Genomic DNA, 13,946 nt, shown 5'->3' with positions numbered 1-13,946 from the left:
GAGAAACAATTATGAAAAAATTATTAAGTATACTGGGGGCAACCACTATGGTGGTTTCAGCTCCATTAAGCGTTGTTGCCTGTAAAAAGAAGGTAAATCCCAATATTGATGATGAATTTGATTATGATAAATTAATGAGAGATTTTATCGATAATATTACAATTATTTTTAACACCGAAATCCAAAACCAGTTTAGCGATTATAATTTTATAAGTGAAGAAGAACTACCCGATGATTTAAGTTACTTAGAAATTGTTGAAAATCAAGACCAATTTGAAAAAGGAAACAAGAGTGGAATAGTTTATGACAAAGTTTTGAATTGAGTTTCTAGCTTGATTCCATTTGATAAAGTAAACAGTTCGATTGAAGAAGAAATTTTAAGTAATATTAACTATAAACCAATTTTGGTTGGTAACGGTTCCCCATTAAAGGGCGGAATTGTTGCTGAGGAAATTGATTTAGAAGTTCAAAAAGATGCAATGACCATATCTTCAAAAATATCTTCCTCAATTAGCTTAAAAGGAAAAAATGAAGAAATAATAACTGAACCAATTAGTACTACGGTAATTATTAATGTATTTGAAGACAATAAAGAAGAACTTTTGGAAAAAGCAAAAGAATTTGAAAATAATTATAAAAAATTAATTAACGATGAAAGCGCTAACTACTTTAGATTTTCTTCTGACTCTGGTAATTTAGAAAAAACAGCCTTAGAAATTCCAAATAACCAAGTTTTAATTAACGACTTGAAAAGTCAAATTCAAACACTAAATACAGATGAAATTTTAATTAATGAAAAAAATTTAGAACTTAAAGTTGTAAATAACTCAATAATTAATGCTGCTGGAAGCTCAAAAACAAGGACTAGTCCTTATGATGCTAGAAATACTAAACTTGTACGCCAGAAATTTGTTTAAAGCAATACACGGAGATGTTGGGGATGAAGAAGCATTATTAAAAGATATTAAAGGTAATGATCCTAAAGGATTTTATTGTGATATTAAGGGGCTATATAGTGAAATGAAAGAAGAAATTAAGAATGGTGCTCAGATTTCTCAATGGTTAAATCAGTATGCACTTATTGAAAATTCAAAATCAACAGGTTTTAGCAAATTGCTAAAAAATTCTAAATCAAAATTCATTTTAAACAAAGAAAAAGACGCTAATACTTTGGCGGTCTTTGGAACCAAAATAAGTGGTTTAAAATTTCAGTTAAAAGATTCAGAATTTGGTTTAGATGATAAATATATTTTCGTTCGACAGGAAATAACTCGAAAAAATACTTTAGAGTATTATAATGACTTTATAGAACAGGCGTGAGAATTTCATAAAATATTTCTAGATCCTTCCATAATTGAAAATAAAAAAACATTGCTTAACATTCAAACTCCAAAAACTTGAAAAAAAGAAGATTTTCTTGGTAAAACATTTAACGCAAAGGATTTTCCTACAAAAGATATATTGTATGCTAACTCTGAAGCTAATTCGCTTAATTCAGACTTTGATTTTAGTCTTAATACAATTTGATGATTTGATACCTATTCGCAGAAACGTGACCTTTATGAAATTTATATAAATAATGAGGGCTATTTATATTGTTACAATACAAATAAACAAAAAGACAATTTCATAGATATAAATCGTGTGGTCCTAAGCGTTTCTTTATTTGGTGATATGAATAGGGAAAATCTTTATCAACCTTCATTGGATTTTTATAATTATAATACTAAAACACAAGAAGTGTTACGAAGCGAAAAAGAAGAGCAATTTGATAAAATTCTACCAGTTTTTAAACTAAAATTTTTTAATTAATAGTCAAAAAAGTACCTTATGGTGCTTTTTATTTTTAACAAATTAGTAGTAAATTTTTCTTAATTGACTTTATATATAAATATATATAAAGTAAGTATATATGCCAAATTTCAAGGAGAACAAAATGAAAAAATTACTTACTATTTTAGCAGCAAGTACCATGGTAATATCAGCCCCACTAAGTGTGGTGGCTTGTAAAAAAACTAAAACTGACATTGATAATGAATTTGATTACCAAGCATTGCAACAAGAATTAAGAAATTCAGTACAACAAATCTTTGACTCTAATTTGAAAAGTGATTTTGATGATTACTTTTTTGTTGACAAAAAAGGTGGAGCTAATGGAGTAGAATACCCATTTGGAGAAAAAAATGACATTGAATGATTTAGATCTAACCAAGAAGAAATTTCAAAATTAAACTCACCTGAATCAAAAGAGGTTCAAGAAAGTATTAATAAAATTATTAATTGAAATAAAGTAGAAGATGAAATAAACAGCCTTATTTTAACAAACATTAACTACAAGCCAATTTTAGTTTCGGGTAAAAGTCCATTAAAAGATGGCTATTATATACAAAGTCTTGAGGTCGAAGAAGATCTTGAAAACAAAGATATAAAGGTTATTATTAGCATTGGAGCAAATTTTTACTACTTAAATGAAAGACAAGAAACCCAAAATGATACATTAAACAATTTTAAAACTTCAATTACAATTTTAAAAGAACTCTCAGCAGATGATTTAAATAAAGTTAAAAAAGATTATCAAAACGCTTTAAACACAAAAGAAAACGCCAATAGTTTTGTATATAAAAGCGATAAAGGTAATTTAGAAAATAATGCCCAATCGATTAATGATAAGGAAGAGGGCAAAGAAATTTACAGCCAAATTGAATTAATATTAGATACCATTGATACCAATAATGGCAAAATTAAATTTAATAATGATTTTTTAATTAACACTAACAGAGACGACATTATCAAAGGATCAGTATCCCAAACAAGTTCTAATTGGTATTGAGAAAATGGTAACTTTGGAAATAATGAACCATCACAAACTTTGAAATTGGCTTTAGATGGAGATGCAAAAGCTGAAGATAAATTTATTAAGGAGTGCAGCAAGAACGGTTCGACTTGACTGCGGAATTCTGTTAAAATGCATGTCAAAAATATTGAAGAATTATCAGCGCAATATAATGATTTTGCAGAAGTCTTTAATTCATTTAATTTGAATTCTAATTTAGAAAACACTACTTTTAAAAAAAGTTTAAAAAATTCTAATTTTAAATTAGAATTGGAAGATGAAAGTGATGAGAGAAACTATATTGCTTTATTTAGAGCCAATATTGAAGGTATTTATTTTGAGTATTCTGGAAAAAAATATGAATTACCAACAGAGCAAATCGTTATAAAGCAATTACCATTCACTAATACAATAGAACTGTATAAAAAATTTATTCAAAACTCGTTTAACTTCCAGAAGCAAATGTTAGGTTTTAACGATGACTTAATTCAAGAAAATAACCCGAATTATTTTTTCTACCTAAACAAACCTAATGCTTGAAAAACAATTGAGCCAACCACCCCCATTTCTGCAACTGAAGGTTTAGAACAACTTTTAGAGGCAAACCCAGAAGCAACTAAGTATTTGGTGGAATCTGATTCGAGTATTGATGTTTTCAAATATCCATCTTGGGATAACGGAAAATCTAGATGAATTTCTTTTAATGAAAATAATGATCTATATTTTTATAATTCCCTTTTGGATACAAATTATTTTTTCTACCTTAATACTTTATTTTTTTCGTCTGGAAAAATGGACAAGAACGATACTCTTAACTTTAGCTTAACTTTTCGAACTGATTTTAGAATTTTAAAAGTAAACGAGTCTGTTTCTGCTTGAAAACTAAAAGACTAAACAATAAAATAAGAAAATATAATTAGTTTATTTTAAAAAATCACTCAATAAACCATTGAGTGATTTTTCATTCCTAATTTCTACATTGTCAAATTTGGCTTTGAAAAAAATATTACAAAACCAAAAACTTCTCCCTAATTGACTTTATATATATATATATATATACTAGGTATAGATATATAAAACTATAAGGAGAAACAATTATGAAGAAGTTATTAAGTATACTAGCAGCAAGTACCATGATAATATCAACCCCACTAAGTGTGGTGGCATGTAAAAAAACAAAAACTGACATTGACAATGAATTTGATTACCAAGCGTTGCAACAAGAATTAAGAAATTCAGTACAACAAATCTTTGACTCTAATTTAAAAAGTGATTTTGATGATTACTTTTTTGTTGACAAAAAAGGTGGAGATAACGGGGTTGATTATCCATTTGGAGAAAATGACGTTGAATGATTTAGATCCAACCAAGGAGAAATTTCAAAATTAAACTCACCTGAATCAAAAGAAGTTCAAGAAAGTATTAGTAAAATTATTAATTGAAATAAAGTAGAAGATGAAATAAATAGTCTTATTTTAACAAATGTGAACTACAAACCAATTTTGGTTTCGGGTAAAAGCCCATTAAAAGATGGCTATTATATACAAAGTCTTGAGGTTAAAGAAAATTTTGAAACCAATGACATAAAAGTTATTATTAGCATTGGAGCAAATTTTTACTACTTAAATGAAAGACGAGAAATTGAATCGGATGCATTAAACAATTTTAAAACTTCAATTACAATTTTAAATGAACTTTCAGAACTCTCAGCGGATGAATTAAATAAAATTAAAAACGATTATCAAAATGCTTTAAATACAAAAGCAAATGCTAATAGTTTTGTATATAGAAGTGACAAGGGTAATTTACAAAATAGTGCCCAATCAATCAATGATAAGGAAGAAGGTAAAGAAATTTACAATCAAATTGGATCAATATTTGATACAATTGATAACAATAATGGTGAAATTAAATTTAATAATGATTTTTTAATTAATACCAATAGAGAAAATGTTGTTGATGGTTCAGTAGACTGTACGTATCCAGAATGATATTGACAAGATGGTAACTTTGGAAATAAAGATGCAATTGAAACCTTGAAATTAGCTTTAAGAGGAGACAAGCAAGCTGAGGATAAATTTATTGAAGAGTGCAGCAAGAACGGTTCAACTTGACTTGCAAATAAAGTTGAAAGATTTGTCAAAAACATCGAAGAATTATCAGCAAAATACAAGGATTTTGCAGAAGCCTTTAACTCATTTAATTTAAATTATAATTTAGAACATGATACTACTTTTAAAATTAGTTTAAAAAAATCTAATTTTAAATTAGAGTTAGATAATGAAAGTGATGAGAGAAATTACATTGCCTTGTTTAGAGCCGATATTGATGATATTTATTTTGAGTATTCTGGAAAAAAATATGAATTACCAGCAGAGCAAATTGTCATTAAACAATTACCATTCACTAATACAATTGCTCTGTATAAAAAATTTATTCAAGATTCGTTTGACTTTCAAAAACAAATGTTAGGTTTTAATGATGACTTAATTCAAGAAAATAACGCAAACTATTTTTACTATCTAAATAGACCGCATTCTTGAAAAACAATTGAGCCAACCACCCCCATTCCTGCAAGTGAAGGTTTAGAACAACTTTTAGAGGCAAATCCAGAAGCAACCAAGTATTTGGTCGATTTGGATTTGAGTAATTGTGTCTCTAATACGGGATGATCAAATAACTCAACATTCAAATGAATTTCTTTTAATGAAAACAATGATTTATATTTTTACAAGTCTCTTTTGGATAAAAATTATTCTTTTAGACTCAGAACTTGATTTTTTTCATCCGGGCCATTTAACATGTACAACACTTATAAAAATGATTTTAGCTTACAATGGCGAAATGATTTTCCAGTTATGAAAGTAAACGAGTCTGTTTCTGCTTGAAAACTAAAAGACTAAACAATAACATAAAAAATAGAATTAGTTTGTCTGAAAAAATCACTCAATAAAAAATTGAGTGATTTTTCATTCTTAATTTCCACATTGTTAAATTTGATTTTGAAAAAAATATTACAAAACCAAAAACACATCCCTAATTGACTTTATATATAAATATATATAAAGTAAGTATATATGCCAAATTTCAAGGAGAACAAAATGAAAAAATTACTTACTATTTTAGCAACAAGTACCATGGTAATATCAACCCCACTAAGTGTAGTGGCTTGTAAAAAAACCAAAACTGACATTGACAACGAGTTTGATTACCAAGCTTTGCAACAAGAATTAAGAAATTCGGTGCAACAAATCTTTGACTCTAATTTAAAAAATGATTTTGATGATTACTTTTTTGTTGACGAAAATGGTGGAGATAACGGTGCAGAATATCCATTTGGAAAAAATGACATTGTTTGATTTAGATCCAACCAAGAAGAAATCTCAAAACTAAACTCACCCGAATCAAAAGAAGTTCAAGAAAGTATTAATAAAATTATTAATTGAAATAAAGTAGAAGCTGAAATAAACAGTCTTATTTTAACAAACATCAACTACAAACCAATTTTAGTTTCGGGTAAAAGTCCATTAAAAGATGGTTATTATATACAAAGTCTTGAGGTCAAAGAAGATCTTGAAACCAAAGATATAAAGGTTATTATTAGCATTGGAGCAAATTTTTACTACCTAAATGAAAGACAAGAAACTCAAAATGATTCATTAAACAATTTTAAAACTTCAATTACAATTTTAAATAAACCTTCAGCAGAAGAATTAAATAAAATTAAAAACGATTATCAAAATGCCTTAAATACCGAAGAAAATGCGAATAGTTTTGTATATACAAGCGACAAGGGTAATTTAGAAAATAGTTCCCAATCAATCAATGATAGGAATGAAGGCAAAGAAATTTACAACCAAATTGAATCAATATTAGATAACATTGATGGCAAAACTAAATTCAATAATGATTTTTTAATTAACACGAACAAGGACGACATAATAGACGGATCTGTAAATGCTACATCTGCTAAATGGTATTGAGAAGGTGGTAACTTTGGAAATAAAGATGCAATTGAAACCTTGAAATTAGCTTTAAGAGGAGATGAGCAAGCTGAAGAGAAATTTATTGAAGAGTGCAGCAAGAATGGTTCGACTTGGCAAGTAAACGAAGCCAAAAGATTTGTTAAAAATATCGAAGAATTATCAGCTCAATACAATGATTTTGCAGAAGTCTTTAATTCATTTAATTTGAATTTTAATTTACAAAAAAGTTCTGCTTTTAAAAATAGTTTAAAAAATTCTAATTTTAAATTAGAGTTAGATGATGAAAGTGATGAGAGAAATTACATTGCCTTGTTTAGAGCTAATATTGATGATATTTATTTTGAGTATTCTGGAAAAAAATATGAATTACCAACAGAGCAAATTGTCATCAAACAACTACCATTCACTAATACAATAGAACTTTATAAAAAATTTGTTCAAGATTCGTTTGACTTTCAGAAGCAAATGTTAGGTTTCAACGATAACTTAGTTCAAGAAGATAACCCAAACTTTTTTTTCTATATAAATAGACCGGATGCTTGAAAAACAATTGAGCCAACCACCCCCATTCCTGCAAATGAAGGTTTAGAACAACTTTTAGAGGCAAATCCAGAAGCAACAAAGTATTTGGTTGATCTGGATTTGACTATTAATGTTTCTGATTCAGCCGCATGGAGTAACTCGCCATTCAAATTTATTTCTTTTAATAAAAATAATGATTTATATTTTTACAAAGATCTTTCAAATACAAAATATTCTTTTAGACTCAGAACTTGATTTTTTTCATCCGGGTTAATCTATAAGAACAATGCTTCAAAAACTGACTTTAGCTTGCAATACCGAAATGATTTTAGAGTTATAACAGTCAATGAGACTATTTCTGCTTGAAAACTAAAAGACTAAACAATAATAGAAAATAATAAATTGAATTTATCTTAAAAAATCACTCAATGAATCATTGAGTGATTTTTTTTATACTTAACTTACAAATTGATAAATCTAATTTTTATAAAAATATTGCAAAACCAAAAACCCTTCCCTAATTGACTTTATATATATATATATATACTAGGTATAGATAAATAAAACTATAAGGAGAAACAATTATGAAAAAATTATTAGCTATACTGGGGGCAACCACTTTGGTGGTTGCAGCACCATTAAGTGTGGTGGCATGTAAAAAGAAGGTAAATCCAAATATAAGCGATGAATTTGATTATCAAGCATTAAAAAATGAATTAATGGATAAAGCTTCGGAGATTTTTTACCGCAATTTAGATGAAGATTTTGGTAATTATAAAAATATGGCCGATGAAGACGCTATAAATACCTTTGATTTTATTAGGCTAGAAAACATTGCAGGACAAGATGAAAATCCAGATTTAAAAGATTCTAATTCTGACTTTTTTAAAGCAATTAGTAAAGATATCAATAGTATTATTGATTTTAATAAACTCAATAAGGAAATTAACGATGAAATTGTCAATCAATTAAACTACAAACCAGTCATCCAAGGGATTGGCAATCCTTTTCAATCATATGAATTAAATAATATCGCTATTAAAACTCAATCAGAAATTGTTTCTTTGAGTTTTGACTATATTGCCAATCTAAAGTTGGTAGTAAACGAAAAAGGTGACTTTCAAAATGAAGCGATTTCTTTTCGATGAACTTTCAATATTTTTGAATCAGTGGATTTAGCAAATGAAATTAAGTCCTTAAATGACTCAATAAGAAAAGGAATTTCCCAAGCATCTAATGGATTCCTTTATGAACAAGATTCTGGTAATTTAAAAACAAATGCCCAAGATATAATTGACAAAAAAATAATAGAAAACCAAGTTCAAGAAGTCATTGAAAAAACCAACACAAATTCTAAATTTGAAATAAAAACTGAAAATCATAAGTTTGCAGTCAATCAAAAATTAACCCAAGATGGTTCCATTGCAAATACTAAGTTTAATTATAGTTTAGAAATTCAAGAGAATTGAGATCCAGAACATGAAGATAATAATTCCAATGATTATTATTATCAAGACTATTCTTATCCAGATTGATGAGATGAGTTAATGAAGCCGGTCTTAAGCAAAGAAAAAGGAGCTAATGAAAAATTCATTAAAAAAATAACTGAACCAGGCCAAAAATGAGTTGATCACCAACTTCCAATTAAAATCGTAGAAAAAATATCTAATAATTCTGATATTGTAGTTTCAGAAGCAATCAATCACTATAACTTGGCTGAAAATATTTTATCTAGTGATTTTGAAAAACGAGTTAAGAACAGTGGCTATGAATTTAAAATTGATGAAAAAATTGATTTTAAATCAATCGCAGTTTATGGAGCTGAATTTTCTAAATCCGAGGTTGAAATAAAAAATTTATCAGAATTAACAAAAATAGAACTCGACACATTTTTTGTGCCAATAAAGCAAAACACCACTTTTAATAATACTAAATTGCTTTATGAAGAATTTCTTAGAGCGGCAATTGAATTTCAACAAAGTTATTTATTAAATGATCTTGAAGGGGAAATAACTTTGAAGGATAACAATACCTATAACTGAGAAGATTGAGGTAGAAAACACCGCTATTATGTAATAGATGCCAAAGGGGAGGTTGAAGATTATATAATCCAAAACCATAAAAATACTACTTATAAATATCAAGAAACAATTAAGCGTTCAATAGAGTTAAAAGTAGAAGAAGAAAGCAACCAAAACTTAAAATTTATAGAGTCTTCAGATTTTTCTTCAGGAAATAATTTGGGATATAGCAGTTTTTCGTCAATGATTTTGAATTCGAACCCTACATTTCTGGGCGGCAATTTTGAGTCTTACCCATTTGCAATAGCAGCCCCCATAGACTTTGTCACAGGAAATTTATCCACTCCAGAATTTAGAACCTATTTCTTTTCTTCGGGATTAAAATTCAACTCTTCAAAAACTTACTTTTCTTTTGGTAAAAGGGGAGATCTTGTTTGTTTTGAAGGTGGCACATCAAGATATATTGTAAATGGTCGAAAAATGCTTTTTAACTTTGGTTTATAAAATCAAGATTAAAATAATAAAATAACTTTAAAAATACAAAGAATTGTCAGCTTAGAGGGAACTAAAAAGACTCCTCTAAGCTGATTTTTTTCATTTTCATTTTTTGTTTTTACCTTATTTTTTATAAATTTTCACTAAAATTGCTTGATTTATAAATAAAAACACTTATAATATGAAAAAATAAAGGGGTGGAAATATGAAAAAACTATTAACAATTTTAGCAACAGCGACAATGGTGGTCGCCTCACCTCTAAGTGTTATTGCCTGTGGCAAAAAAATGCCCCCAGTTGCTGATGAATTTGATTTTGCAAAACTGATTAATGATTTCATTGCCAATGTAACAACGATTTTTAAGTCAGACATTGCACAAAAATTTGATGAGTATAAATTTGTTATGCAAGATGTTTTACCAACAGAGCTTGATTTACAAATAATAAAAAATGCTCAAGAAGAGTTTGATAATCATGATGGAAAAGTATACGAAGAAACCAAAGCTTGAATTTCTGATTTGATCCCAAGGGATATTATTAATAAATCAATCAAGGATGATGTGTTGAGTAACATTAACTACAATTCTATCTTAATCGATAAAAATTCGCCTCTTAAAAGTGGAATTGAGGTTGAAGAGGTTGCTTTAAAAGTTCAAAGTTCTGCTATTACTTTTAATATTAAAATTTCCTCAGCAATTTATTTAAAAGATGAAAGTGAAGAAAAAATTATTGAGCCAATTTCAACATTTGTAGATATTAACATTTTTGATGAAGAAGAAATTTTGCAAAAAGCTCAAGAAGTGAACGATGAATTTCATGATTTAATAAATAAAAAAATTGCTAACCAAATTACTTTTTTATCAGATTCAGGAAATACTAATCAAAATGCAATCGACATTACAGAAGACGATCAAATAATAAATTTTTTAAAAAGTGAAGCTAAGTCACTTCAAACTGCTGATGTAAAAATAATCGATCAAAGTATGAAATTAAAAACTGTTCAAAATGCTTTGGTACATGCTGGAACTGGTGTTTATTATAATTCATTTATGGATAACAATAACAAGGAACCGTATAACACTTTTATTTCAGCCTTGAAGGGAAATAAAGAAGCTGAAAAAACTTTACTAGAAAATATAAGTGGAAATAATGGTGAATGATTGACAATTGAAGAAGACGAAACTATTGAAGAACTAAGTGAAGCAACTCAAGCAATTGAAAATGGGGCAAAAATATCTTTAGGATTAAATCAATATGCGTTGCATTACAACTTCTCGATTAGCACAATTTTAGAGAAATTAAAATCAAGCTCAGGATCGCAATTTGAAGTTGATAAAGAAAAAGATGCAAACATGATATCTGTTTATGGATACTATTTAAATGGATTGAAATTTAGTCTTGCTGATTCTGAGTTTGCTTTTAGTGATGGAACAATTTTTGTTAAACAAGAAATTTCAAACCTTAATACCCTTGATTACTACAATGATTTCATTAAAGATTCTTGAAATTTTCAAAAAAATTTCTTATCAATCAGTTGAGATGATAGCAAACCCGATGAGTACCTTTTTAATTTACAAGCAGCTCAAAACTGAAAAAAAGAGGAATTAGCGGGCAAATTATTTAATTATTCAAGTTTTCCATGAGCAGAATTAGTAAAAGCTAATTCAAAGGCAAACGTACATAACCAAAGATTTAATTTTTCCCCAATAATTGCAGCTCGAAATGGAACTAATTGAATTACTCTACAAACTAATGTTTACATTAGTGATGACTTTGACATTTTCATTTGAAACAACAACAATGGTAAAGGTGCGGGAATTAATATTTCAACTTTATTCACTTCAATGTTTCCAGATTTAATAAATCATCCAGGTCAACCAAATTTGGACTTTCAAAGATTTAATCGTGGAAATCCCGGATCATTTGATGCTGAAAACTATAAAGAATATTTAAGTAGTCAGACCTCGGTTTTAAAACTTAAATTCACCAATTAAAAACGTTAAAAAGAGGTGATTCATTCACCTCTTTTTAATGCCTAAATGCTTAAAATATTTATATAAAAAGAATAGTTATGTTGATAATTTAATAAACTTATATGTGTTATAATTATTTAAATATAAACCAATTCGTGAACAAAAAAGGAGAAATTAACATGAAAAAATTACTTAGTATTTTAGCAGCTTCAACTTTAACTATAACAACACCTCTAAGTGTTATTTCTTGTAGTCCCAAAAAAATTGAAGAGAAAAATGAATACGATTTTGACGAGATTAGAAAAGAATTAATTGAAAAGTTGCAGTTAGCACTTAATCAGAATATTAATAATGATTTTAAAGATATTTTTTACTTATCTGAACCTAAATCAAATGAAGTTTTTAAATACTCTACTTGAAGTAAAATGCTAAGTTTGAGCGAAAAAAATCAGACCTTAGAATTAAATTCAAAAACTACTGCCTTTAAAGAAATTAGTTCGGAGTTAAGAGATAGAATTAATTGACAAGTATTTTTAAATGCAGTTCAAACCGAAATATTATCAAATGTAAATTACAAACCTATCTTAGTTGATGGAAAAAATCCTTTTACTCAAGGATTTGAAATAAGTAAGATTCAGTTAGTTAACCAAGAAGATATGATTATTGCCCTGCATCTTGGTTTAGAGACTCAAATTGAAATTCTAGATAATGCTAATGAAAAAATTTATGAAACACTAAAAACAAATATTTTAATAAACTATATTGCAGAAAATGATGAAATACCTGATGCAAATGAAATTGAGGAATTTGCCGATCAAGTTACTAACCAAGTTCAAGAGAGCAGAGCTTCTGATTTTGCATTCAAAAGTAATGCTGGAGGTTCGGATAAAATTCTTGAAGATATTAAAAACAATTCAAATTACGAGGAAATATTTTCAGAAGTTATAAGTGAAGAAGCTGAAAATCAAAATAATAGTAATTTTAAAAATTTAAAATTTAAGTCAGGTTCAGGATTAGCGCAAGGGGTCGCGGCAAATTCTATTTTTGCAGATACTGGTAGTCAAACTTACTGATGAGCTAACGAGGAAGAACAAAATGAAATGTTAAGAGCTGCTATGCTAAATGGTGGAGAGGATATTAAGAATTTGGTAACCGCAATTTCTGATGACACCCAAAACATTTGAACCGTTTCTTATGAAAACGACTGAGTAACTGAACAAATTAATGGTGACACTCAATACGGTAAAATTTTTAACATTTATATTTTAGAGTTCTTTCTTTACAAAAAAAATGATTACAATGCCAATAAATTACTTGAACTGATTGAAAAAGAAAACTCAAAGTTTATGCTAGATTCTACAGTGGATGAAGGAGTAATTGGGGTAGTTCCAACTTATATTAATGATGCTAAACTAGAGTTTAAAAATTTATCAGGAACACCTTTGGAGATTGCCCTACCAAAAACATTTTTTATTAGTAAGCAAACTACGACTTATTCGGGTTCTCGAGAACTTCTTGAAAAATTTATTACTGCAAATATTGATTTTCAAAGAGAGTTTTTTCAAATGGATAAAGTGAAGGCGCAATATGAAAGTTTGGATTTCGCATTCTTTAAAAAACCAAAAAATTTAGCTGAACTAAAAACAGATGAATTTATTTTAACTGAAAGTAATCAATATTTTGAAACCATTTTTGAAACAGCTTATGAAGATGCAGCCTTAAAAAATCCAGACATTATTGATTTTGTCAATGCTTATTGAATTTATGGGGGTTCTGGTAACAGATTTGGGGAATACTTTAAAATTGATGATGCTGGAGGTGTTTATTTTTATAATAAAAACACTTACGATGACAATTATCAAATGGTAAGTAAAAGAATTTCTGTTCAGGCAATACACAGAAGAACAACCACAACCGCTTCGCTTTATAATGGAAAGTTCAACGGGACAAACAGGTTCTATTCTGAATTTTTCTATCATTTTCAAAATCAAGAATTTGGTAAAGGTTCAAACTTTAAGTTGATAGATTAGTTTTAATTTTATAAATCTTTTAAGTTATATTCTTATTATTAATAGTCATATTTTTAATAACACTTATAGTTTTGAAATTATTATTAA

8 protein-coding genes are annotated in these 13,946 nt (G+C 27.9%); all 8 read left to right on the top strand.

The window, feature by feature from the left end; genetic code table 4:
• Positions 1-11 precede the first annotated feature (11 nt).
• The 8 genes from SALLE_RS05580 to SALLE_RS05545 all read left to right on the top strand — a co-directional run bounded on the left by SALLE_RS05580 (position 12) and on the right by SALLE_RS05545 (position 13,859).
• On the top strand, positions 12-917 hold the full coding sequence (locus SALLE_RS05580) for a lipoprotein (RefSeq protein ID WP_115558638.1): 906 nt from the start codon (positions 12-14) through the stop codon (positions 915-917).
• Positions 874-1,812, top strand: coding sequence for a hypothetical protein (locus SALLE_RS05575; protein WP_115558637.1), 939 nt, complete (start codon positions 874-876; stop codon positions 1,810-1,812). Before SALLE_RS05580 ends, SALLE_RS05575 begins: the two co-directional genes overlap by 44 nt.
• A gap of 124 nt (positions 1,813-1,936) precedes the next feature.
• Positions 1,937-3,727: a hypothetical protein gene (locus SALLE_RS05570; protein ID WP_115558636.1), complete on the top strand. Its 1,791-nt coding sequence runs from the start codon at positions 1,937-1,939 to the stop codon at positions 3,725-3,727.
• Positions 3,728-3,930: 203 nt separating this feature from the next.
• Positions 3,931-5,736: a lipoprotein gene (locus SALLE_RS05565; protein ID WP_115558635.1), complete on the top strand. Its 1,806-nt coding sequence runs from the start codon at positions 3,931-3,933 to the stop codon at positions 5,734-5,736.
• A gap of 198 nt (positions 5,737-5,934) precedes the next feature.
• Positions 5,935-7,722 (top strand): hypothetical protein, encoded by a 1,788-nt coding sequence (locus SALLE_RS05560; protein ID WP_115558634.1) that lies wholly within the window; start codon positions 5,935-5,937, stop codon positions 7,720-7,722.
• Positions 7,723-7,925: 203 nt separating this feature from the next.
• Positions 7,926-9,866, top strand: a complete 1,941-nt coding sequence (locus SALLE_RS05555) for a lipoprotein (RefSeq protein WP_115558633.1) — start codon at positions 7,926-7,928, stop codon at positions 9,864-9,866.
• A 196-nt stretch (positions 9,867-10,062) separates the two neighbouring features.
• Entirely contained in the window at positions 10,063-11,850 is a 1,788-nt protein-coding gene (locus SALLE_RS05550; protein ID WP_115558632.1) for a hypothetical protein, read from the top strand.
• Between the two features lie 158 nt (positions 11,851-12,008).
• A complete protein-coding gene (locus SALLE_RS05545; protein WP_115558631.1) occupies positions 12,009-13,859 on the top strand; it encodes a lipoprotein in 1,851 nt (616 codons plus the stop codon).
• Positions 13,860-13,946: the final 87 nt, after the last annotated feature.

Source organism: Spiroplasma alleghenense (assembly GCF_003363775.1).
GTDB lineage: Bacteria > Bacillota_I > Bacilli_A > Mycoplasmatales > Mycoplasmataceae > Spiroplasma_B > Spiroplasma_B alleghenense.
The sequence above is the reverse complement of the archived record's forward strand: the minus strand, read 5'-3'. Positions and strand labels throughout refer to the sequence as shown.